The organism is Microbacterium nanhaiense, assembly GCF_014646015.1.
GTDB classification, from domain to species: Bacteria; Actinomycetota; Actinomycetes; order Actinomycetales; family Microbacteriaceae; genus Microbacterium; species Microbacterium nanhaiense.
The window spans coordinates 400,256-422,729 of the sequence record NZ_BMMQ01000002.1 but is presented as its reverse complement, the minus strand read 5'-3'; the positions used below and the strand labels follow the sequence as shown (position 1 = coordinate 422,729).

Here is a 22,474-nt window from a genome sequence, read left to right as displayed (position 1 = left end):
CCGCGACTCGGCCCGCAACACGAACTCAGCACGATTCGCACGCAGCCCGCGCGGCGTTCGCAGGAAATGTGGACGAATCGGCTCGGATCGGGGCTTGTGGACACGCTGACTCGCCCAGAGCTCGCGGGGCTCGTCGATGCCCCGCGCCGAAACCGCTAACCTGGAACGACCACCCTCAGTAGCTCAGAGGAAGAGCGCCGGACTTCTAATCCGCTGGTCGCAGGTTCGAATCCTGTCTGGGGGACGATAACCATCGCGAAGAGAGAAGAGCGTCGACCGTGGGCTCAGCTGAGAACGACCGCCTCGTATGGATTGATTGCGAGATGACGGGACTCGACCCCGCGATCGACGAACTCGTCGAGATCGCCGTCGTCATCACCGACTTCAACCTCAAGATCCTCGATCCCGGTCTTCAGCTCGTCATCAAGGCGAGCGACGCCGCCCTGGCCAACATGGACGACTTCGTGCGCAATATGCACGCGACGAGCGGCCTCGATGAGGAGATCCCCCACGGCATTCCCCTGGCCGAAGCAGAGGCACGCGTGCTCGAATACGTGCGCCGCTTCGTGCCGGTCGAGCGCAAGGCGCCGCTCGCGGGAAACACGATCGGCACCGACCGCATGTTCCTGGCGAAGTACATGCCCGCGCTCGACACGTATCTGCACTACCGCAACGTCGACGTCTCGAGCATCAAGGAGCTCAGCCGCCGCTGGCTGCCGCGCGTGTACTTCAACGCGCCCGAGAAGCACGGAGGCCACCGCGCCCTCGCCGACATCCTCGAGTCGATCCGGGAGCTGCAGTACTACCGACTCGCCGCATTTTCCGCGGATCCGGGGCCGAGCTCCGAGGAAGCGAAGGCGATTTCTGAGAAAGTGGTGAACGAGTTCACCGGGTCGATATGACAAACTAAACGAGTTGCCCCGGCACGCCGGGGAGGACATGGTGGCCGTAGCTCAGCTGGTAGAGCACCGCGTTGTGGTCGCGGGGGTCGCGGGTTCAAGCCCCGTCGGCCACCCCATATGGGCGAGGTTCAAACCTTCGACAAGAGTCTCCACTCTTGAAAAGGTTTGAACCTCGTCCTTTTTCTTTGCCGTGGCGGCCCAGTTCAGAGCGTTCGCCTGCGACTGCACGTCGCAGAGCGCCTCGTATGACGGCTGGTACTCGACCTTCACTTCCCGATCCTCGTCGATGAAGATCTTGCGGAAGAACGCCTGGTTACACAGCCTCCTGTTCTGGTTATCGCACCGGCTGTAGATCAGCGAGATGTTCGCCAGCAGCGCCAGGCAGTCATCGAGATTCGCACGTGCCGCCGCGTACTCGTCATGGTGTGCCGACAGCCTCCCCTTGATGTCATCGAGCCTGGCCTCGATCCGCATCTGCTCTTCTTTCAGCAGTTCGAGCGAGATCGCACCCGAATAGTGCGCACGCAGAACGACGAGCCGCTCCTCTTCCAGCGAGGCGCGCTCCTTCGCCAAGGCTTCCAACTCGCCAGAGTCCGACGCCAGCAACCGATCAAACTCGGCGTGGATCATCCCCGCCAACGACTGGCGGAGGTCCGCGGAGATCTGGATCGTCTCGTAATACTTCTCGACCATGCGCTCGACATCTTCGATAAGGATCGCCTGCCGGGTGCAACCGGTCTTCTTCGAGTGGCGTCCGTTGCATACGAAGTATGGGTAGATCTTGCCCTTGCCGTTGTTCGCGTTCACGATGATGAATCTTGAACCGCACGCCCCGCAGTAGATCGTGCCCTTCAAATAGTGGGCATGCAGCTGGGTCGCGTCTGCCGCCGAAATGTGGGATTCGAGGACGTTCTGCACCTGATACCAGACTTCCTTCGGCACCAATGCCTCGTGGGACCCCGGATAGACCGCGCCCTTGAAGCGCACCATGCCCCGGTAGTACGGGTTCGTCAGCATCCTCTGAACGCTCGTCTTCCCAAGCGGCTTCGATGCTCGCTTCGGCGTCGGCGGAGTCGTCAACCCGCGGGCTTCGAGTTCGCGCTGCATCTGAGAGAGCGTCCACCTGCCTGACGCGAACTGCTCAAACGCCCACCGCACCAGCGGCGCACGCTCCTCGTCCAGCACCACCGTCCGGTTCTCGCGGCCCCGCTCATCACGCACTCCGACGTTCAGATACCCGATCGGTGCCCGGTTCGTCGTGCCGCCCTGCGCTGCTTTCTGCGAGAGTCCCTTCACGGTCTCGGTGGCGAGGTTGCGCGAGTAGAACTCCGCGATCGACGACATGATGCCGTGCAGCAGCATGCCCGATGGCGTCTCGTCGATGTTCTCGCTTGCCGACACCAGCGTGACCCCGGCATCGCGCAGCGCCAGGTGAATCGCGACGTCATCGGCTCGGTTTCGGGCGAGACGGTCGACCTTGTGGACGATGCAGTAATTCACCTGGTGAGCGGCGACGTACTCGATCATCTTCATCAACTGCGGCCGGTCAGCCTTACGCGCTGACTCGCCCGCGTCGACGAACTCCTCGATCACCGTCGCACCGAGCGACTCTGCCTTGCGCAGGTTCGCCTCGCGCTGGGCCGGGATCGAGTACCCCTCCTCGGTGCCGCCCTTCTCCGCCTGCTCCTTCGTGGAGACACGCAGGTACATGACGGCGACCGGGCCGCCAGTCGCATAGGCCGGATGCATCAACCCGCTCGATGGGGATACGGCTGTGGTGTTCGTGGTCATGGCTCTTCTCCGCGTGTGCTTGACAGCGCCCGCCGCGGAATCGTCAACTGCGAATGTTGATCGTGAGAAGAGCCCGAAGGCTGTAGGACTAGGCCGAACCGGCCACGTATTCGTGCCCCAAGCCGACGCTTGGGGGTTTAGGACCACAACATCCACCGCTAGCGGCGGACGGTTACATTCTACGCCTGCCCCTCCCGAGCGGTATCGAAAATCTTGTCGCCTGACTCTGCCGCGCGACACTCGCCGAGGTCCTGTAGAGCGAAGCGAATCATGAGCTCCGTCAACAGGTTCAGATCCGGCTGCTCGCGGTGAACCGCGCGAACGCTCAGACGACGCTCCTCACGGCTCCGACGGTCCGTCTGCTTTTCATAGTGCCCGCTCACGGCTCCTGCACCTCGCCCGTGCTGGGGTCGGCGTTGGCGAAGAACGCATCTTCCGCCGCCTGCCGGGCCGAGACCGTATCGAGCACGAACTTCACGAAGTCAGCGTCACGGTCGGTAATGACTTCCTCGACGACCTCCTGGTCGTTGTTCTCGCCCGGCCAAGGCGTCTGCCGGGTCGGGCGGTCACGGTCGCGCTTGGTGCCACAGGCAGCAACCCAATCGCGGAGCCGGCCCCGCGCATCCGCGAAGTCGCGGTGCCAGCCGAACGGCGCTGAACCGTCCTGGTCAGGGTCGTAGGCGCAGAGCCAGTGCAAATGCAGCGCTGAGAGCTCCCAGAGCAGCTCAGGATGCCGGTGCCAGTACGGAGGGATCTCCGAGGCCGGCAGCCCGTACTCGATCCGAAGCCAGTTGACCCACCGATTCAGCTCCAGCAGCTCCTGTTCGAGATCGTGAGCCGTGAGAAGATTCCAGTTGATCGGGTGCGGCGGCCCAATCTGCGGTTCGGGCTCGTAGTTCGGTTCAGGCGCATCATCGATGCCGTGATGCTCGTTCACGTTCACAGCCCCATCCCACGAGTGTCTGTGCCAGGTCGAGGTGCGGGCGCATCGAACGCTCGGCTCTGTCCCTGCTCGGGGGTGGTGGTGCGCGGCGTGCGGTCAACCTCGTAGCGGGTGCGGGCGGTGTCGTGGCCGATCTTCTTCGCGACGAACTCAACGTCCTGGACCGTCTCGCCGTCACGCTCGACCGTGTACTCGTGCTGGTATCCCTCGGCAACGAACTTGTCGCCCTTGGCGAAACGCTCAAACGCGCGCTGGGCGGTCTTGCGGTACATCACGAGGTTGTTGAACGTCGTTTCCAGCTTGGTGAAGCTGCCGTCTTCTTCGCGCCGGTAGTTCTCCTGCCCGAAGCGCGCGTAGAACCGCGCGTCACCGTTCTCGGTCTGCGTGAGCTGCGGATCGCTGGCAATGAAACCAGAGACTGACTGCTGGGTGCGGATAGCCATCGGACTGTCCTCCTGACGAATCGTGAGCAGCTCCCGTCGAGCAGCTCGTACAGGTCAGGTGCACGCCCCTACCCAGCGGAAAGCCCGCCGACTCAGTCGGCGGGCCTCTGCTCAAGAAGGGCTTCGATCTCGGATCTCTCGTGTTTGAGATCCGTTGCGGTAGGGCGTTTCGGCCACGGAATCAGATCCGTGATGATCGGCGGTGCAGAGCGCAGCAGGACCACACCGGTGCCGAACGGCATGGTGCGGATTCGATCCGGCGGCAGGATCGGTACCCGTCGGATCGAGCGCTGGTTTGTGCGTGAGCCGTAGTCGCCGAGCGTCACCGAGTCGGTGAACTCGTCCCGCTCACCGATCAGTGTCGAAAGATCCTGAAGGTCCCGAGAATTGGAAGCACCGCCGAGGATGATCTTGGTGATGCTCGCATCCCAGATCGCCGAGGCCTGGTCGTCGCTCCACTTGTCGCGTGCCTGCGCGAGCGACTGGAGCACGGGCATCGTGGTGATGCCCGTACCGCCGCCCTCGGCCATGAGCGTCGGAAGCGACGGCAACGGGGCGAGGTTCCCGATCTCATCCAGCGCAAGCAACAACGGCGGGTCAAGCCGTGCACCGGGCATCCTGGCGGCCATACGCCGGGCCGTCTCCACGAGATCCTCCACGAACGCGGCCACAAGGGCGGCACTGTTGCCCGCCCCGGCACCCGTGGCGAGCAGGTACAGCGTGCCCTTGTTTCGGATGAAGGCTTCCGGGTCGAAGGCTTCGTCTTCGCCGGGGCTGACGGCATCCAGCACACGAGGGTCAGCGAGGGCGGCGAGGGCGAGCGATACGCCCTGCCAGATCGAATCCCGCGTGCGCGGGTCGGTCTCGATCATCGCCTCCAGGCCCTCAGCCCACCCGGTCGCTGCGCGTGGTGATGCGTTCAGGATCGCGACGGCATCGGCCGCAGCAGACGGATCGAGCGTCCACCGGAACAGCTCCGCCGGGCTCCGCCGGTCGATCGCGGCCGCGTGCAGCAGCGCCTGGAGCGCGACGCGTGTTTTGCCTTCCCAGAAGCCACCGCCGTCGACACCGCCGTCGGCGAGCCCCGTCGCGGCGGCGAGACCTGTAGCGCGGATCATCGCGGTGAGCGGGTCCTCGCACCCGCGGATCGGCGACCACCGGAGTCCCGCGGGAACGCCCTCGGCGAGATGTTGCGGATCGAACACCATCACCGGACCGATCCGCCGCCGCGCGCGCAGCGTCGCAGTGAGGTTGTCGGGCCGAGTCGAGGTCGTCACCACCGCTCCGGGAGCGTCGAGGATCGCGTTGATCACGATGTGCAGGCCCTTGCCCGAGCGTGGCGGCCCGATGAGCAGGATCGAGTCCTCCACGCTCGCCCACACGTCCTTGCCGCGCGACTGTCCGAGCCGGTAGCCCACCTCGGCAGGCTCAGGGCTTTCGATCGAAGGCCGCAATGTTCCGGCTCGGCGGAGCAGTGCTCGACTCGATGCAGCGAGCGCGACTTCGTGTGCGGTGGCGGTTCCTGCGAGCCGGTGCGGGTCAGTTTCGGTCTTGCGCGTGTGTCTGTGCCAGAGCATCCAGAGCCAGGTGATCAGTGTGCCGAGTCCGAGGATCAGGACGGCGGCGACGGCCCAGTAGACGATGGCGTTGAGATCCTTAGTGCCGAGTGCTGTACCGGGCTCGCCTGGGTGCGTGAGTACGCCGAGGCCTCCGGCGATTCCGGCGTCGGGTTGGGCGGCGTTGGTGATGAATGCGGCGATCGATCCGGCTGCGCGCAGGATGAGGGTGAGGCCGAAGAGTGCGATGAGCCCGGCCATGAGGATGTTGGTGAGTTCGTCGCCGAGGGACCCGGTCTGGCGTCCTGGCGCGTTCACGAGATCCTCACCGACTGCGTGTGGCCGGAGATGTCACCGAGTAGTACGCCCTCGGTGAGGTGCTCACCGAGCTGGTCGAGGTCGATGAGCGCTCGGGCGTTGCCCTGCATGTCGCTCTCTGTACCGGTGACGACGACCGCGACGGTGATGTCCTCGCCGGGGACGAATCCTGACCCGTGGAGCTCTACGAGTCGTGGCTTCTTCGTGCGGCGTGCGCGTCGGGTCTCCGGCTGAGAAGGATCGAGAGGCTCCGGTGTCGTCGTCCGTCTGTGTGCCTCGATGATGTCGGTGTAGATGCTGCCGTCGTTCTCGTGTACCTCGATGCGGACGGTTCGGGTCCGATGCTCGGTGAGTGCGTCGAGTAGTGTCCCGAATGCTGCCCTCGTCCAGGGCGGTGCGAACGGTGGCGGTAGAAAGTCGTCGCCGTCGAAGCTGACGGTGACGATTCCCATGTCGCCGACGGTGATGACGGCCACGGGCATGGTGATCGGCGAAGACGCGTCGGGCTCGGTAGTCCTGTTCGAAGGGGGCATGCAGTGAAAGTGCACCGCCCGTTCCGAACTATGAAGCAGCGCGAGGCGCGATGAACGATTGATGAATGATCGTCCTAAAGCTGTTCCCGGGTGGATTCTCGCATTGATATCTGTCAATATAGAAGCATGTCGATGCAACAGGTAGTGATCGTCGGGTCCGGCCCGGCAGGGTACACAGCCGCGGTCTACGCGGCCCGGGCGGGGCTCGCCCCCGTCGTGATCGCCGGCGCTGTGACCGCCGGCGGTTCGCTCATGACGACCACCGAGGTCGAGAACTTCCCCGGCTTCACCAACGGCGTGCAGGGTCCGGAGCTGATGGAGGCGATGCGGGCGCAGGCCGAGCGCTTCGGTGCACGCATTCTCTACGACGATGCGACCCGCCTCGAGCTCGCAAGCGACGTCAAGACGATCGAGACCGGTTCGGGTGAGACGTTCCGCTCGCGCAGCGTGATCCTCACCACCGGTTCTGCGTACCGCAAGCTCGGCCTGGCCGAGGAGGAGCGGCTGTCGGGACACGGGCTGTCGTGGTGCGCGACCTGCGACGGGTTCTTCTTCCGCGAGAAGGAGATCGCCGTCGTCGGCGGCGGTGACTCGGCGATGGAGGAGGCGCTGTTCCTGACGCGTTTCGCGTCGAAGGTGACCATCGTGCACCGCCGCGACGAGTTCCGCGCGTCGAAGATCATGGCCGAGCGCGTGCTCGCCGATCCGAAAATCGAGGTCGCCTGGAACAGCGAGGTCGCTGAGCTGGTCGGCGAGAGCGCCGTCGAGGCGCTCCGCCTGCGCGACACGGTCACCGGCGACGAGAGCATCCTGCCCGTCTCCGGGGTGTTCGTCGCGATCGGCCACGACCCGCGCTCGGAGCTGCTGGCCGGTCAGGTCGATCTCGACGACGAGGGCTATGTGCTCGTCGACCACCCCACGACCGCGACGAACCTGCCGGGCGTCTTCGCCGCCGGCGACCTCGTCGACCGCCGCTACCGTCAGGCGATCACCGCATCGGGCACCGGCTGCGCCGCCGCGCTCGACGCCCAGCACTTCCTCGCCGGCCTCTCCGTCGACGAGACCGAGACCGAACTCCTGGAGGCATCCGCATGAGCGCGACCATCCCCGTCACCGACGCCACGTTCGAGGCCGAGGTACTGCAGTCCGACATCCCCGTGCTGGTCGACATCTGGGCGACCTGGTGCGGACCATGCAAGGCGATCGCCCCGATCCTCGAAGACCTCGCCGGCGAATACGACGGCCGGGTGAAGATCGTCAAGCTCGACGCGGACGCCAACCCGCAAACCGTGATGGCTGCCGGGGTCACGTCGATCCCGACCCTCGGCTTCTACCGCGACGGTGAGCGCGTCGACGTGCTCATCGGCGCGAACCCCAAGCCCGTCATCGCGGGCAAGATCGACGAGCTGATCGCATGAGCACCGCGACACAGACCCGCGCGAAGCCCGCAAGGCTCTCCACCCTCGACCGGTGGCTGCCACTCTGGATCGGCCTCGCCATGGTCGCAGGGCTCCTCCTCGGCCGGTTCATCCCGGCACTGTCCGACGTGCTCGCACACATGGAGGTCGGCGGAATCTCCGTGCCGATCGGTCTCGGGCTGCTCGTCATGATGTATCCGGTGCTCGCGAAGGTCCGCTACGACAAGGTCGCCGCCGTCACCGGGGACAAGAAGCTGCTCGCATCGTCGCTGATCCTGAACTGGATCGCGGGACCTGCGGTGATGTTCGCCCTCGCGTGGATCTTCCTCCCCGACCTGCCGGAGTACCGCACCGGCCTCATCATCGTGGGTCTCGCGCGCTGCATCGCGATGGTCGTCATCTGGAACGACCTCGCCTGCGGCGACCGCGAAGCCACCGCCGTACTGGTGTTCATCAACTCGGTCTTCCAGGTCGTCGCGTTCTCACTGCTCGGCTGGTTCTACCTCACAGTGCTGCCGGGATGGCTCGGCCTCGACTCGCAGGGCCTCGATGTGTCGATCGGGCAGATCGCGATCAACGTGCTCGTCTTCCTCGGCGTGCCGCTCGCGGCTGGCTTCCTCACCCGTTTCTTCGGCGAGAAGGCGAAGGGTCGCGACTGGTACGAGGCAAAGTTCATCCCCGTGATCGGCCCGTTCGCGCTCTACGGCCTGCTGTTCACGATCGTGTTGCTATTCGCGCTCCAGGGTGAAGCGATCACCTCCCAGCCGTGGGACGTCGCCCGCATCGCGTTGCCGTTGCTGGCGTACTTCGCGATCATGTGGTTCGCTGGCCTCCTTCTCGGCAAGGGCATTGGCTTGAACTATGCCCGCTCCACCACCCTCGCCTTCACCGCAGCGGGCAATAACTTCGAGCTCGCCATCGCCGTCGCGATCGGCACCTTCGGCGCCACCAGCGGCCAGGCCCTCGCAGGCGTTGTCGGCCCGCTCATCGAAGTACCCGTGCTCGTGGGCCTGGTGTATGTCTCCCTCTGGGCGGCGCGGAAATGGTTCCACACTGACCCGTATGCTGTTCCCGCCGTCTCCGAATCGAGGGCATCATGACCACCACCGAACTCTGTACCCCGGCCCCGACGCACGCCATCGGCGAGGAGGCCGCCGACGCCGTCGCGACGACGCTCAAGGCACTCGCCGATCCGTTCCGGCTGCGCATGCTGTCGGCGATCGCAACCGACCCGCGCGGCGAGGCCTGCGTCTGCGACCTCGCGGAGCTCGCGGACGTGTCGCAGCCCACCGTGTCGCATCACCTGAAGAAGCTCAAAGACACGGGTCTGCTCGCCTCCGAACGACGCGGCACGTGGGTGTACTACAGCATCCTCCCCTCGCGGAAGCAGGCCGTGACCGCACTGCTCGATGCATTCGCACCCGCCGCGATCACCGAAGCAGCGACCGAGCAGGAAGATCGCGCGGCTGCGCTGGAAGCCCTCAACGCGAAGGTCGAGCACCTCGCCGCAGAGCTCGCCGACGAGATGGATCACCTGAATCGCGACCTCGTCGTCACGATCGTGCGGGAATCGTTCGCCGGCCTCGTCCGCTCCGCGAAGCTCACCGGCCATATGGTCCCGCTGACCGAACGCTTCGCCCGCCAGCGTCTCGCCGACATCACCCGCGACCGCGAAGCGGGTAAGCCGCAGGTCCTGTTCGTCTGCGTCGCCAACGCGGGCCGCTCGCAGCTCGCCGCGGCACTGGTGAACCAGCTCTCCGGCGGCGACATCGTCGCACGCTCCGCCGGCTCGACGCCCGCGTCCGAGGTGCACCCGCACGTCCGCTCGATCCTCGCCGACATCGAAGGCGAACAGGATGCCTCGGCTGCATTCCCGAAGCCGCTCACCGACGACGCCGTGCGCGCCGCCGACGTCGTCGTCACGATGGGCTGCGGGGACGTATGCCCGATCATCCCGGGCGTGCAGTACCAGGACTGGGCCGTCGGCGACCCCGCCCTCGCCTCCGAAGAAGGCGTCGCCGCGATCCGTGACGACATCGAAGCCCGCGTCCGCACCCTCATCGAATCTCTCGCCACCCGCTGAGAAGAAAGAAGACCTCTCTCATGACCACTGCAACGCACAGCGTCCTGTTCGTCTGCGTCCACAACGCCGGCCGCTCCCAGATGGCCGCGGGCTTCCTGCGCCACCTCGCGGCAGGCCGCATCGAGGTCCGTTCGGCCGGGTCCATCCCCGCCGACCAGATCAACCCCGTCGCCGTCGAGGCCATGCTCGAAGAGGGCATCGACATCCGCGGCGAGGCACCCAAGGTCCTCACCACCGAGGCCGTGCAGGACTCGGACGTCGTCATCACGATGGGCTGCGGCGACGCGTGCCCATTCTTCCCCGGCAAGCGCTACGAAGACTGGAAGCTCGACGACCCCGCCGGCCAGGGCATCGAGTCGGTCCGCCCGATCCGCGACGAGATCAAGCGCCGCATCGAGGAACTCATCGCGTCGCTCGAGCCCGCAGCCGCAGAGGCGGCCAGCGCATGAGCGCGTCGGTGCTGTTCGTCTGCAAGAAGAACGGCGGCAAATCGCAGATGGCCGCAGCCCTCATGCGCCAGCACGCAGGCGACGCGATCACCGTGTACTCAGCCGGCACCGCACCGAGCGATAAGCTCAGCGCCCTCGCCGAGGAAGCGATCATCGAGGTCGGCGCGTCGATGGAGGGCGAGTATCCGAAGCCGATCGACCCGGAGATTCTCCGCAGCGTGGATCGGGTCATTGTCCTCGGCGACGAGGCGAAGGTCGCGTCGGTCGACGGCATGGCGGGTGTGATCGAGACTTGGACTTTCGCAGATCAGGACGCTTCCGACATCGGTGGCGGCGACCGCACGCGTGCGATCCGGGACCAGATCGCTGAGTACATCCGTGCGCTCGCTGTCGAACTCTTGCGCTGACAGTGGAGCGGAAGATGCCCCTGGTGCCGCGATTCAGCGGCACCAGGGGCATCTTTCGTTTACGTCAGCTGCAGCGTGGTGATGCAGGTGGCGTCATCGTTGTTGCCCGTCGACAGAGTGCCCTCGGCGGTGCGCCCATCCTTCTCGATGATCACGTCAGCGGTGACTCCGCGCGGGAGCCAGACGCCGATGAAGCCGTTATCGAAGGTGCGGACCGTGCCGTCGGTGTATGCCTCGCCCGTCGCAGAGTCGGTGATGGTGACGTCGACGTCGGTGTCGCTCTGTTCTCCGACGCAGCTGACGGGCGCGTGGTAGTAGCAGTCGTGAGTCTGCTGCTCGTACGGTGCGATCGCGACATACACCTCGTCATCGGGCATCGGGAAGGATTGCTCGCCCGAATCGTCGGTGATGATGAGTGCGTCTGGCCGGATCTGCGCGGTGAAAGTGTCCGGGCGTTCATTGACGGGCATCCGGTCAAGGGTGTCGATGATGGTGCGTGCGTCAAGGCCGGCAAGATCATCGACGTCTTCGATGCGCACATCGCGTGGAGACTCGGTCGCCGCGGGAGCAGGCACCGGCCCGGACGTCGCCGAACAGCCGACGAGGACACCCGTCGCCAACAGGAGCGCCCCGACAGTCGCAAGGATCTTCGCCCGCGGAGGGTTCGTGTGTGTGAAATGCATGATGAAGCCTTTCGAGTCCGTGGTGCGGCGGGCCGGAGCTGCGCTGCGGCCCGCCGCACCACCAGAAGGAGTCAGAGGGTGTCGAGGATGTCGTTCATCGCGGTGATCTCGGCGCTCTGCGAGTCGATGACCTGTTGCGCGAGGTCGAGCGCGTCGGGGTTCTGGCCGTCGGCGAGCTCGGTCTCGGCCATGTCGATCGCACCCTCGTGGTGGACGATCATGCCTTCCAGGAACAGGCGGGCCGCCTCGTCTCCGGTGGCGTCGTCGAGGGCGGTCATGGCTTCGTCGTCCATCATGCCGTCCTCGCCCATGTCGTGACCGGCCATGCCGTCCCCGGATGTGGCGCCCCAGTCGTCGAGCCAGCCGGTCATGGTCTCGATCTCCGGCGCTTGAGCGTCCTTGATCTGCTGGGCGAGGTCGGTGACGCGCGGATCGATGCCGTCCTTGTCGAGGATCATGTCCGCCATCTCCACGGCCTGTTCGTGGTGCGGGATCATCATCGCCGCGAACATCTCGTCGGCGGCATTCGCCTCCGACGAGGTTGAGGCATCGGGGGTGCTGGTGGAGTGCGAACTGTGATCAGCGCCGCCGGTGGTGTCGTCGGCGGCTGTCGAGCACCCGGCGAGGAGGAGGGAGGCGGCCAGAGCGGTCGCGAAGAGAGTGATCGTGCGAATACGCATGAGAAGAGGTCCTTGTCTTGTCAGTCGAAATGTGGGGTGGTGATCCGTCGCCCGGGCAGGGCGAGACCCCGCCGACCGCGCCGAGGGTTCGGGCGGGCGGCAGGGTGGTGCGGATCAGGTTCGACTGATCGACAGGACGAGGAGAGAGGGCGGGCGCGGCCACGGCAGAGACCGCAGCAGCACGCGCACCCGGACCAGCGGTGACGGTACGGGCAGGAGCCAGCCGCCGAGCAGGCGCGGCGCGCTAAGAACCAGCGCGACGGCGAGCAGCGCGAGCACGCACATCATCATCTGCATCGCAGGATCGTGCGACATCCCGCCACACTCATCACCCGCACAGGCGCCCTGCTCCGTGGCCTCCAGAGAGTTCGACGCATCGTGGCGCATCGTCGACACCGGCTCGGAGGAGGCGTCGTGTGTGAGGGCGACGTCGTGCACCGAAGCAGAGTAAGCCGCCGCGTGGTCGTGTCCGGTCATGGGCAGGGTGTGCCCGACGGAGAGGGCATGCATGCCGAGCAGGCCGGTGATGACGAGCAGGGTGAGCCCGACGCTGAGCAGCACACGGCGCACGGTCGTCGATACGACCCGCTGCTCACGCGCTGCACTCAACGGCTGCTCCCTCCTGGTCATAGTCAACGATAGTTCGGTCAGGCTGACCGTTCCCGTGCGGCGCGCGTGCTCGCTGCCGGGCTGAGGTCGAGACGGCGCAGCAGTTGCGCATTCGCGGCGACCACGATCGTCGACAGCGACATCAGGATCGCGCCGACCGACATCGGCAACACGAACCCCACCGGCGCGAGCACACCCGCGGCCAAAGGCACGGAGACGAGGTTGTAGCCGGCGGCCCACCACAGGTTCTGCCGCATCTTCCGGTACGCCGCCTTCGACAGCTCGATCACCGACAGCACCGAGCGCGGGTCGGAACTGGCGAGGATGACTCCGGCCGACGCGATCGCGACATCCGTGCCCGCGCCGATCGCGATCCCGACATCCGCCTGCGCGAGCGCCGGGGCGTCGTTCACCCCGTCGCCGACCATCGCGACCTTCAACCCTTCCGCCTGGAGTGAGGCGATCTTCGCGGCCTTGTCCTCGGGGCGCACCCCGGCGAAGACGCGGTCGATGCCGAGCTCCCGACCGACCTGGTGCGCGACGGCCTCGGCGTCGCCGGTGATCATCACCACCTGCACCCCAGACGCGTGCAGCGCCTCGACCGCGTCACGCGATTCCGGACGGATCTCGTCCTCGAGCGCGAGACCACCGGCCACCCGCCCGTCGATAGCGATGTGCAGGATAATCGCGCCCTCGCCCCGCCATGCCTCTGCCTCGGCGATCTCGGCGGCGCCGAGCTGTTCGAGCAGGCGCGGCCCGCCAACCCGCACCTCGTGCCCGTCCACGCTCGCGCTCACCCCGACGGCCGGCGACGAGGAGAACCCCGACGCAGCTGGGATTGTGAGTTGCTTCTCGTGGGCGGCGCGGACGATGGCCTGCGCAAGCGGGTGCTCACTGTCGGCCTCCGCCGCCGCGGCCAGCGCGAGCAGACGATCCACATCGATCCCCTCGACGGTCGCCGCCTGGGTGAGAACAGGTTCGCCCTTGGTGAGGGTGCCGGTCTTGTCGAACACGACGACATCGACGGTGCGCATGCTCTCCAGCGCGAGACGGTCCTTGACGAGCACACCGCCCTTCGCCGCACGTTCGGTCGCGATCGACACCACCAACGGGATCGCCAGTCCGAGCGCGTGCGGGCACGCGATCACCAGTACCGTGATCGCCCGCACCACCGCGTCATCCGGGCTCCCGACGAGCGTCCACACCACCGCGGTGGTCACCGCCGCGGTGAGAGCGAACCAGAACAGCAGCGCCGCCGCACGGTCTGCGATCCGCTGCGCCCGCGACGACGACGCCTGCGCTTCGGCGACCAGACGCCCGATCCCCGCCAACGCCGTGTCCTCGCCCGTCGCGGTGACCTCCACCCGCAGGCCGGAGTCCGTGGCGACCGTCCCCGCCGTTACCGGGTCGCCGAGGCTCCGGGCGACGGGACGGGATTCGCCGGTCACCATCGACTCGTCCATATCCGCCCGGCCGTCCACGATGCGACCGTCCGCGGGCACACTCCCACCGGGACGGACGATCACGACATCACCGACCCGCAGCTCGCCCGGCGCGACCGTCTCCACCCCGTCGCCGGTCACGCGCTCAGCCTCGTCCGGCAGAAGCGCCGCTAGGGAATCGAGAGCGGAGGTGGTCTGGGCGAGGGAGCGCATCTCGATCCAGTGCCCGAGCAGCATGATCACGATCAGCAGCGCCAGCTCCCACCAGAACTCCAGCGCATGATCCAGCAGCCCCAGCGTCGCACCCCACGAGGCTACGAACGCGACGGTGATCGCGAGCCCGATCAGCAGCATCATGCCCGGCCTGCCCGAGCGCAGCTCGCCGACCGCGCCCGTCAGGAACGGCCACCCGCCCCAGACGTACATGATCGTGCCGAGCACCGGCGCGCCCCATACCGCCCAGCCCGGAACCGTGTAGCCGAGGATCATCGCGAACATCGGCGAGAACGCCACCACCGGCACCGCGATCAGCAGATTCACCCAGAACAGGCGACGGAACTGTCCCACATGATCCCCATGCCCCACATGGCCGCCGTGCCCCATGTGCCCGCTGCGCTGCGCGTGCGCCTCATGCCCGGGAGCAGTGGGCTGCTCGTCGTGCATCTGGTGCGATGGCACGTGGTCGTCGTGATGCGCGTGGTCGCTCGCGGACGTCGTCGCCCCCGTGCGGTGCAGGCCTGGATCGTGGTGGTGCGCATGCGGATCGGACATCGATCACTCCTTCGTCAGCGCACCCGCATCAGGTGCGTCACCCACAACAACCCAATACCCCCAGGGGGTATTCCTGACATCCTACGACGAACAGCATCCGTCCTCGCAGCGGTCCGCCTCGCGCTCCCCAGTCAGCGCGGCAACTGGCTCGGTGCAGGTCTCACCCCGCCAGGCTTCGATGCCTTCACGGATCGCGAACACGGCGATCACAAGCGCGGCGATCGAGTCTGCCCACGCCCATCCGAGCAGGCTGTTGAGCACGAGCCCGACCAGGAGCGCGGCGGAGAGGTAAGTGCAGATCAGGGTCTGCTTCGAGTCCGCGACCGCCGACGCCGACCCCAGCTCACGTCCGGTGCGGCGCTCGAACCACGACAGGAACGGCATCACCACGAGACTGAGGGCGGCGATCGCGATCCCCACCGGCGAATGCTCTGGGTCACGCAGCCCCGCCAGCGACAGCACCGCATCGACCGTCACATAGGCGGCGAGAGCGAAGAACGACACCGCGATCACACTCAGCGTGATCTTCTCCCGCCGCTCCGGATCAGGGGCAGCGAACTGCCACGCGACCGCCGCGGCCGAGAGCACCTCGACGATCGAGTCCAGCCCGAACCCGATCAATGCCGCCGACGACGCCGCCCCACCCGCGGTGAGGGCGACAATCGCTTCGACGACGTTCCAGGTGATCGTGATCGCCACGACGATCCTGATCCGCCGCCGCAGCACCCCGATCCTCGCCGGAGTCAGCGTCGCCCCGGTCACGAGACGGTCTCCGGCTCGCAGCACCCCGGGACCCGGCAGGCCGGGTCGATGCACGGCGCGTGCTCGTCAACCGCGAGCGTCACGTCCACGAGCGCTGTCAGCGCGGCAGCGAGATGCGGATCGGCGATCTCGTACCGTGTCTGCCGGCCCTCGGGCTCGGCGACCACGATCCCACACCCACGCAGGCACGCGAGATGGTTCGACACGTTCGTGCGCGTCAACTCCAGCTCACGGGCGAGCCGTGCCGGATAGCCCGGACCATCCAGAAGCGAGAGCAGGATGCGCGAACGCGTCGCGTCTGCCATCGCCCGGCCCAGTCGGTTCATCACGTCAACCCGCGAAGCAATAGTCAGCATGCGCTGACTATACAGTTATAAGTGACCAATTGACAAGGGTGTACTGTCAGGCGGCGACGCCGCCGCAGATCTCTTGCCAGAGCCCCCGGTCTTGCGGCACAATCACGCGACCGGGGACGGACGAACCGTCGCTGGGGTTGCAGGTTCCGCGAACATGCAACCCCACGCCCCAGAAGCCACGGCCTGAACCCGCATCTTCCGGCGTTTTACCCTTCAGGAATCGTGAACTTGCGGGTTTCATCTGTCATCCGACCAGTCGTGTCGAAGAGCTCCAGCTCTGCCGGGTGCAGCTGGTGCTGACAGACGAATGAGCGGTCCTTGATCCGCCACAGCCCCTGCCCGACGCCGAGGCCGGGCAGGAGCTTCTGTTCTGTGCCGGTGAGGCCGAGCGCGTTCGCGGTGACGCCAAGCTGGTCGGTCTCTTGGCGGTAGATGATGCGGGTCTCGGCGTTAGCGAGCAGGCTGTTCGCGAGCGACCGCATGGCCGATCCCTGGTCGCCGACGTTCTCGAGGTCGGTGAGCTTGTGGAAGATCAGCATGTTCGCGATCCCGTACGCCCTAGCGAGCCGCCAGTGCGCATCCATACGGCGAAGAAGCGCCGGGTGTTGCATGAGCCGCCAAGCCTCGTCGTAGATGCACCACCGCTGCCCGCCGTTCGGGTCAAGCAGCGCCGATTCCATCCACGCTGACGAGCACGTCATCAGCACCGAGATCAGTGTCGAGTTCTCCGCCACTCGTGAGAGGTCGAGGGAGATCATCGGCAGGCTCGGATCGAACGTCACCGTCGACGGCCCGTCGAACAGCCCGGCAAGGTCACCGGCGACGAGACGCCGTAGTGCGTACCCGACAAGGCGACCGTCCTCGGCAAGCCGATGCTCAGGGTCCGACGTCCGGCTGGGGTTGAGGACCCGGTCGACGACCATCGGCAAGATCGGAACGTCATTCTCCGCCACCGTCTCCGTCAGCGCCGTGTCGATGGCCGTGTGCTCGAGTGGTGTGAGCGGCCGGTCAAGCACGGTCTCCGCGAGTGCACCGATGAGATCCCGGCGGCGGGACGCGACGGTGCTGATCCAGGTCTCGTCGCTGAGACCGGCGGGCCGGTATCCCTCGTCGAGTGGGTTGAGCCGGGTGGAGAGGCCGTGGCCGAGGACGATGGCTCGGCCGCCGACTGCTTCGGCGACCGCGGTGTGTTCGCCCTTCGGGTCGCCGGGCACGTAGACGCGCCGCCCGAATGGGAGCGAGCGCGTGTAGAGGCTTTTCGCGAGCGAGGATTTCCCGGACCCGACGATGCCTGCGAGGACGACGTTGGGTGCGGTGATGAGACCACGTGAGTAGAGCACCCATGGGTCGTAGACGAATGAGCCGCCGGAGTAGAGATCCTGGCCGACGAAGACGCCGTCGGAGCCGAGGCCGCCCTCTGCGAGAAACGGGTACGCCCCGGCCAGTGTGGCCGAGGTGTCCTGATGCCGCGGGACCTTGAAACGGCCCGGCGACCGCAGCATCGCCGGCCCCGCCTCACCCGCCTTCGGGAGATACGTCGTCGCCCTGCGTTCGGCTTTCTCGGCCTCGAACTTCGCGACGGCTGCTTTCTTCTCGGTGGCGCGCTTCTGCGCCTGGACCTGCTGGGCCGCCTTACGGCGCTCCTTGCGCAGGCGACGCTTCTCGCTCGCGGGGGCAACGAGCACCGAGGTGTGCAGTCGCTCGGAGTCGTCGCGGTTCACAGCCCCAGCCCCCGCTCGCGCTTGACCGCAGCGATACCGGGGTGCTCGAACCAGTTCGTCGGCCCCGACTGCGCAAGCTCGGCCTGCTTGTCGACGGCGTCCTCGGGCGGGATCTCGTGGAGTCGGTAGAGGCCGACGTGCCCGAACGAGTGGCTGTAGGTCATGTCGTAGTCGCCGTCACGGACTTCCTGTTCCAGCGGGCCGGTCGGCGGCAGGTCGTACACATACCCGTTCTCGAGGGCCGCGTCGGTGGTCTCGTCGCCGTAGTCCCAGTTCTTCAGGAAGCTCATCGCGGCATCCACGCCCTCATCGTCGATCAGCTCGAGCACCTCGTCGGCTTCTTCGCCCTGGAGGAAGCAGATACTGACCCACCGCTTCACCGTCACCTGCTCCACCGCGGGCTCATCCCGCCACGCGACACGGCCGCTCGCGGCATGCGCCTTATCGAGCCGGTCCTCGACCTGATCAATCAACGTCGCCGCCTGGTGCAGCTCGTCGGCGGCATCGAGCGCGGCTTTCGAACCGACCTCGTGGCCGCCGTGATCGTCGAAAGCACGCGGCCGGTTCTCGACGTGAGCGCGGGCGAGCTGGTCGAGCACCTGCCGAAGCGAACGGACACCGTAGAGCACGTCTCCGAGGACCCCGTAGAGGTCTCGCGGGTGTTCGAAGGTGCGGCTGGCGTGTGCAAGGCCCCGGAGTGCTTCCGAGGCCTCACCGGCGTCAGCACCGGGATCGTAGAACGTGGGCATGATGACCTCCTGAGCAAGTGGATTGCCCCGTAGGTGCACCGCCACATCCTGTGTCAGACCCCAGTTATACGATTGCTTTCATGGACACCCCGAATGAAATCCAGAGCGCTGGTACGAAATTTACGCAGGTACTAGACGCCGCTGCGAAGCTTCCCGGTGTCCGGATCAACCGAGCGCAATACTTGAGGACTGCGCTGAAGCGACACTGCGCTCAAGACCAGATTGAGGAAGCTATCCGGACCTCTCCGGCTGCAGCTGGAATCCCCATGCGAGTCATCACCGAGGTCGCAAATACCTCGATCACCTATGAGACGACGAAGGTCTCTGGGATCTCCGCTGTTGCGGGCCTCCCCGGTGGGCTGGCCATGATCGGAACTGTTCCGGCTGACTTGGCCCAATACATGGGCCACATGCTGCGGATCGCGCAGAAGCTTGCGTACATCTATAGCTGGCCGGATCTCTTTGCCGAAGGCGACGAGCTGGACGAAGCGACAGAGAGCGTCTTGACGCTTTTCGTTGGCGTCATGTTTGGTGTGCAGATCGCTCAGGGTGGCGTCACGAAACTCGCGGCAATGATCGCGGCAAACGTAGCGAAGAAGCTTCCGCAAAAGGCTCTCACGAAGGGCCTGATCTACCCAGTAGTCAAGAAGGTCGCCGGTTACATCGGTGTCAGCATGACCAAGAAGATGTTCGCAAGCGGTGTTGCGAAAGCGATCCCCGTTGTTGGCGCGGTGCTGTCTGGCGGCCTCACACTTGGCACTTTCCTCCCCATGTCGAAACGTCTTCAGAAGCATCTCGCGAGCCTGGAGCTGACTCATCCGAGCCGACGGCACGCCAGCACCGCCGAGGCGGATGACGTCATCGTCCTGGCTGAGATTCAAGATGAAGATGGTGAGGCTCGACGCGAGGAAGCTGCCCAACAGCTTGACGGAGGCCCCAGCAACGACGTCGAGTCTGAAGCGAACGACGGCTGACCTCATATTGTTCGGCACAGCGGCAGTGCCGCTGCCGTGAACGCCTGAGCCTGCTGGCCGACGATAAGCCGCGTCTCGCACGACGCCTGGATCGCGGCCTGCTCGATCGCCGAGACCGCTGCGTCGAGATCTTCAGCGTTCGACGCCGACACCGAAACGAGCCCCGTGTAGCGGAGCACGCCATGGCCGGCTGTGAGATCGGCCTCCTGCTGGAGCACGTCCTGGAACTCAGCGGTCTGGGAAGCGTCTTCGATCTGCCCGATCCGCTGGCGCTGGTGTGCGTCTGAGATGTACTCGGTCTTCTTCTTTCGGATGTCGCGGGCGGCCTGGTCAGAGCGCATCGGCGTGCACAGCAGCGAGAATGAGCGCTGGATGCCCGTCGAGAGCAGCACTGGGGCGAGGAAGCCCGGATACACCATCGAGCGCGGCCATTCACTGATCCACAGCACCGCGTGATGCGCGGAATCCGTGCGCAAATGGTCCCACGACTCGTTCACCGCAACCGGCCCTGCCGTCGCGAGCGACTGCCCGAGCTCGCCATGACGCTCCAGGCTCGCCGCAACCGCCGGATCATACGCCGAACGCAGAATCACCGCGATCTGCCCGCACGTCAACCAGGCCGATGGCGCAAGATCCGCCGACCTGAGCGCCGCGATCAGCGTCGACATCTCCTGCCGGAGCACGGCGGCGGCTCCCTTGATGCCACCGCCTGCGGTGCGGATCTGCCGTGCGGCGGCGTGCATGTCGAGCGAGAGCGACAGCGTCGTCGCGTGACGTTCCCCGGCGGGGCCGGCCCGGTCGATGAGCTCCGCATACGTCGTCGCCGCCCAAGACGTGTCGCCGGTGCCGTGCGAGGCCCACCATTCGGCAAGCCCACTGCCGGAGTCCGGCAGGGTTCGCTCGAGGACTTGCAGCATCGACACGCGCCCCGAGCGGCACACTGTCGCGAGCACGCGCCCCCAGGATGCGACCCGGCGTTCCTGCTCGCCGGGGTCGAGGAGCACGAACGCCGGATGCGTTACCGACACCACGACCGTGAGCGTCGCCGCCGTCGGATCATGGATCATTCCGGCCCCGGTGGTCGGGTCGGTGTATTCGCGCAGGCGTGCCATATCGCCCGGCAGTGCGAGGGTGCCTTCGGGGCGGGGTGCGACGATGCGGCGGCGGTAGAGGGCCTGGCCGCCGGTGTTCTTCCACACCCACCAGAAGCCGACCGGAATCCACTCGACGATCGGACGCCTGGCGATCGGCACCCACGTGAGCACCGCCGCGACCGCCCACACCGGGGCCGTGTATGCGAGGAGCATCCCGCCGCCTGCGTAGAACGCCCATACGACCGCCGCGATCCCGACGCTCAACGTGACCAGTTGCGCGATGGAAAGGCCGAGGAGGATGCCGCGGCGGGTGAGGCGGGAGAACTTCACCGGCCGCAGTTCGCCCTCGGCACGGTTCTGCGAAGTGTTCTGGGACATCACATTTCCTTCGGCATGGGCGGATTGTTCGGCGGTGCGGGATCAGCCGCGGGCGGCCGCGGGGCCGGATTCGACGGCGGAGGCGGCGTGCCCTGTTTCGGCGCAGGCGACGCCGGGGACTCCACACCCGGATCGGACGGATTCCGCTCGGCACCGGCCGCTTCACCAGCCGCCTTCTCGCCGATCGCGCCGCCGATCTTCGGGCCAGCTTCCGCGGCTCCCTTCACGACCTCAGCACCGATGATCACCGCAGCGGCAGGGCCTGCAGCAGCGGCACCAGCACCAGCACCAGCGCCCGCCCCGGCTCCTGCGCCGGATGCCGCGGGTGCTTCAGCAGCCGGTGCGGCCGCGGCAGAGGGTGGGCCGCCGGGTGGAGGCGTCCCACCGCCGCCACCGCCACCGGGCGGCGGCCCGCCGGGTCCGCCGCCGTCGAGGACTTTCTTCACGCCGTCGCCCTGCGGCTTCGACGGCATCGGCCACGGACGATCGACCGCGCCCTTGGCCTCTTGTTCGGAGCCCATGGCGTGGTAGAGGTCGAAGCCGAGGAACGAGATGAACCGGTAGACCATGTACGGCGCGAATGCCGCGATGAACAGCAGCACGATGCCCACGATCGGTTCGGTCACCGCGGCGAGATCCACCGCGATCGGTGTCGAGATCTGCGTGATTGCGATCAGGAACACGACGACGAGCACGAGTTTCGAGACGATGAGTGCGATCACGAATGCCGCCCATTTCCCGATCCAGCTCCTTGTCACATCCCATGCCGAGCCGGCGAGGGCGATCGGGGCGAGCACGATCGCGACCAGCAGCAGCGCTTTGCGGATGAGGAGGGAGAACCAGACGATCGCGACCGCGCAGATCATGAGCCCGGCGAGGAAGATCGTGATGATCGCACCGACTCCCGGCAGAGAGATGTTCAGCGCGGTCAGCCCCGCGGTGAGGAGGGCGATCTTGTCGCCCATCGACCCGGTCGTCTCACCCGCGGCCTGCACGATCCCAACACACAGCTGGTCGACGATCTCGAGCAGCGTCGCCGTCAACGTGATGACGACGAACGACCCCAGGACTGCTTTCGCTGCCCCTAATGCGGCGCGTGAGAGCGCCGCAGGTTCTCGTCGGATCAGGCCGAGGACGAGCTGGAAGGTGAAGAACAGCAGCACGATGAACACGCCGATGCCGAACAGCAGGTTGTAGACGGCGAGGTAGCCGGGCTGGGTGACGTCGACCAGGGTGGTCGAGTCGAACACCTGCCACATCGTCTCGATCAGCCATCCGGCGGCTTGCCCCATCGCGGAGGCGAGCCAGTCGAACGGTGCCGAAATGAGCGTGGCGGCGGCTTCACCGGCCACGTCGCAGACGTTGGAAATGATGGGAATGTCGCAGACGCCCATGCTTACCCCTCCTCCGGG

The 22,474-nt window shown here is 66.4% G+C and carries 23 protein-coding genes, 2 tRNA genes and 1 pseudogene; 11 read left to right on the top strand and 15 right to left on the bottom strand.

The window, feature by feature from the left end:
• Positions 1-172 precede the first annotated feature (172 nt).
• The 4 genes from IEX05_RS05015 to IEX05_RS15225 all read left to right on the top strand — a co-directional run bounded on the left by IEX05_RS05015 (position 173) and on the right by IEX05_RS15225 (position 1,724).
• Positions 173-244 (top strand) — tRNA-Arg (locus tag IEX05_RS05015).
• Between the two features lie 34 nt (positions 245-278).
• Positions 279-902: an oligoribonuclease gene (orn, locus tag IEX05_RS05010; protein ID WP_188700268.1), complete on the top strand. Its 624-nt coding sequence runs from the start codon at positions 279-281 to the stop codon at positions 900-902.
• Positions 903-942: 40 nt separating this feature from the next.
• Positions 943-1,018: transfer RNA gene (locus IEX05_RS05005), tRNA-His, on the top strand.
• Between the two features lie 304 nt (positions 1,019-1,322).
• Positions 1,323-1,724, top strand: coding sequence for a hypothetical protein (locus IEX05_RS15225; protein WP_229661130.1), 402 nt, complete (start codon positions 1,323-1,325; stop codon positions 1,722-1,724).
• Here IEX05_RS15225 and IEX05_RS15220 read toward each other — a convergent pair.
• The 5 genes and pseudogenes from IEX05_RS15220 to IEX05_RS04980 form a co-directional block, all read right to left on the bottom strand.
• Positions 1,641-2,612 (bottom strand): annotated as a pseudogene (locus IEX05_RS15220) (recombinase family protein); the annotation flags it as partial. The gene IEX05_RS15225 and the pseudogene IEX05_RS15220 overlap by 84 nt on opposite strands.
• Before the next feature lie 460 nt (positions 2,613-3,072).
• Positions 3,073-3,612, bottom strand: coding sequence for a DUF4913 domain-containing protein (locus IEX05_RS04995; protein WP_229661149.1), 540 nt, complete (start codon positions 3,610-3,612; stop codon positions 3,073-3,075).
• Between the two features lie 20 nt (positions 3,613-3,632).
• On the bottom strand, positions 3,633-4,079 hold the full coding sequence (locus IEX05_RS04990) for a single-stranded DNA-binding protein (protein ID WP_188700267.1): 447 nt from the start codon (positions 4,077-4,079) through the stop codon (positions 3,633-3,635).
• Between the two features lie 92 nt (positions 4,080-4,171).
• Complete coding sequence (locus tag IEX05_RS04985) at positions 4,172-5,896, bottom strand: type IV secretory system conjugative DNA transfer family protein (RefSeq protein ID WP_188700413.1); 1,725 nt, start codon at positions 5,894-5,896, stop codon at positions 4,172-4,174.
• 53 nt (positions 5,897-5,949) lie between these two features.
• Positions 5,950-6,486, bottom strand: a complete 537-nt coding sequence (locus IEX05_RS04980) for a hypothetical protein (RefSeq protein WP_188700266.1) — start codon at positions 6,484-6,486, stop codon at positions 5,950-5,952.
• 126 nt (positions 6,487-6,612) lie between these two features.
• Between IEX05_RS04980 and trxB the strand changes: the two genes are divergently transcribed.
• From trxB to IEX05_RS04950, 6 genes are read left to right on the top strand one after another with little or no spacing between them, the layout of a single operon-like run.
• The gene (gene trxB, locus IEX05_RS04975; protein WP_188700265.1) at positions 6,613-7,581 is read left to right on the top strand and encodes a thioredoxin-disulfide reductase; all 969 of its coding nucleotides are present in this window, start codon (positions 6,613-6,615) and stop codon (positions 7,579-7,581) included.
• Positions 7,578-7,904: a thioredoxin gene (trxA, locus tag IEX05_RS04970; RefSeq protein WP_188700264.1), complete on the top strand. Its 327-nt coding sequence runs from the start codon at positions 7,578-7,580 to the stop codon at positions 7,902-7,904. The genes trxB and trxA overlap by 4 nt, the downstream gene beginning before the upstream one ends.
• Positions 7,901-9,004, top strand: coding sequence for an ACR3 family arsenite efflux transporter (arsB, locus tag IEX05_RS04965; protein ID WP_188700263.1), 1,104 nt, complete (start codon positions 7,901-7,903; stop codon positions 9,002-9,004). The genes trxA and arsB overlap by 4 nt, the downstream gene beginning before the upstream one ends.
• Entirely contained in the window at positions 9,001-9,987 is a 987-nt protein-coding gene (locus tag IEX05_RS04960; protein ID WP_188700262.1) for a metalloregulator ArsR/SmtB family transcription factor, read from the top strand. The genes arsB and IEX05_RS04960 overlap by 4 nt, the downstream gene beginning before the upstream one ends.
• A gap of 20 nt (positions 9,988-10,007) precedes the next feature.
• The gene (locus IEX05_RS04955) at positions 10,008-10,436 is read left to right on the top strand and encodes an arsenate reductase ArsC (protein WP_188700261.1); all 429 of its coding nucleotides are present in this window, start codon (positions 10,008-10,010) and stop codon (positions 10,434-10,436) included.
• Positions 10,433-10,843, top strand: coding sequence for an arsenate-mycothiol transferase ArsC (locus IEX05_RS04950; RefSeq protein WP_188700260.1), 411 nt, complete (start codon positions 10,433-10,435; stop codon positions 10,841-10,843). Before IEX05_RS04955 ends, IEX05_RS04950 begins: the two co-directional genes overlap by 4 nt.
• 59 nt (positions 10,844-10,902) lie before the next feature.
• Here IEX05_RS04950 and IEX05_RS04945 read toward each other — a convergent pair whose 3' ends face one another.
• The 8 genes from IEX05_RS04945 to IEX05_RS04910 all read right to left on the bottom strand — a co-directional run bounded on the left by IEX05_RS04945 (position 10,903) and on the right by IEX05_RS04910 (position 18,616).
• Complete coding sequence (locus IEX05_RS04945) at positions 10,903-11,526, bottom strand: CueP family metal-binding protein (RefSeq protein ID WP_188700259.1); 624 nt, start codon at positions 11,524-11,526, stop codon at positions 10,903-10,905.
• A gap of 71 nt (positions 11,527-11,597) precedes the next feature.
• Positions 11,598-12,206, bottom strand: a complete 609-nt coding sequence (locus IEX05_RS04940) for a DUF305 domain-containing protein (RefSeq protein WP_188700258.1) — start codon at positions 12,204-12,206, stop codon at positions 11,598-11,600.
• Positions 12,207-12,320: 114 nt separating this feature from the next.
• Positions 12,321-12,815 carry a DUF6153 family protein gene (locus tag IEX05_RS04935; protein ID WP_188700257.1) on the bottom strand — a complete coding sequence of 165 codons (495 nt, stop codon included), beginning with the start codon at positions 12,813-12,815 and terminating at the stop codon, positions 12,321-12,323.
• A gap of 38 nt (positions 12,816-12,853) precedes the next feature.
• Positions 12,854-15,028 (bottom strand): heavy metal translocating P-type ATPase, encoded by a 2,175-nt coding sequence (locus IEX05_RS04930; protein WP_373286282.1) that lies wholly within the window; start codon positions 15,026-15,028, stop codon positions 12,854-12,856.
• An 81-nt stretch (positions 15,029-15,109) separates the two neighbouring features.
• On the bottom strand, positions 15,110-15,790 hold the full coding sequence (locus IEX05_RS04925; protein ID WP_188700256.1) for a cation diffusion facilitator family transporter: 681 nt from the start codon (positions 15,788-15,790) through the stop codon (positions 15,110-15,112).
• Complete coding sequence (cmtR, locus tag IEX05_RS04920; RefSeq protein ID WP_188700255.1) at positions 15,787-16,146, bottom strand: Cd(II)/Pb(II)-sensing metalloregulatory transcriptional regulator CmtR; 360 nt, start codon at positions 16,144-16,146, stop codon at positions 15,787-15,789. The genes IEX05_RS04925 and cmtR overlap by 4 nt, the downstream gene beginning before the upstream one ends.
• Before the next feature lie 206 nt (positions 16,147-16,352).
• Positions 16,353-17,867: a putative type IV secretion/conjugal transfer ATPase gene (locus IEX05_RS04915; protein ID WP_188700254.1), complete on the bottom strand. Its 1,515-nt coding sequence runs from the start codon at positions 17,865-17,867 to the stop codon at positions 16,353-16,355.
• Entirely contained in the window at positions 17,864-18,616 is a 753-nt protein-coding gene (locus tag IEX05_RS04910) for a hypothetical protein (RefSeq protein WP_188700253.1), read from the bottom strand. Before IEX05_RS04910 ends, IEX05_RS04915 begins: the two co-directional genes overlap by 4 nt.
• Before the next feature lie 80 nt (positions 18,617-18,696).
• Between IEX05_RS04910 and IEX05_RS04905 the strand changes: the two genes are divergently transcribed.
• A complete protein-coding gene (locus IEX05_RS04905; protein WP_229661129.1) occupies positions 18,697-19,590 on the top strand; it encodes a hypothetical protein in 894 nt (297 codons plus the stop codon).
• Positions 19,591-19,592: 2 nt separating this feature from the next.
• Here IEX05_RS04905 and IEX05_RS04900 read toward each other — a convergent pair whose 3' ends face one another.
• Together IEX05_RS04900 and IEX05_RS04895 are read right to left on the bottom strand one after the other, a co-directional pair.
• Entirely contained in the window at positions 19,593-21,062 is a 1,470-nt protein-coding gene (locus IEX05_RS04900; RefSeq protein WP_188700252.1) for an SCO6880 family protein, read from the bottom strand.
• Positions 21,062-22,456 carry a conjugal transfer protein TrbL gene (locus IEX05_RS04895; RefSeq protein WP_188700251.1) on the bottom strand — a complete coding sequence of 465 codons (1,395 nt, stop codon included), beginning with the start codon at positions 22,454-22,456 and terminating at the stop codon, positions 21,062-21,064. The genes IEX05_RS04900 and IEX05_RS04895 overlap by 1 nt, the downstream gene beginning before the upstream one ends.
• Positions 22,457-22,474 lie beyond the last annotated feature (18 nt).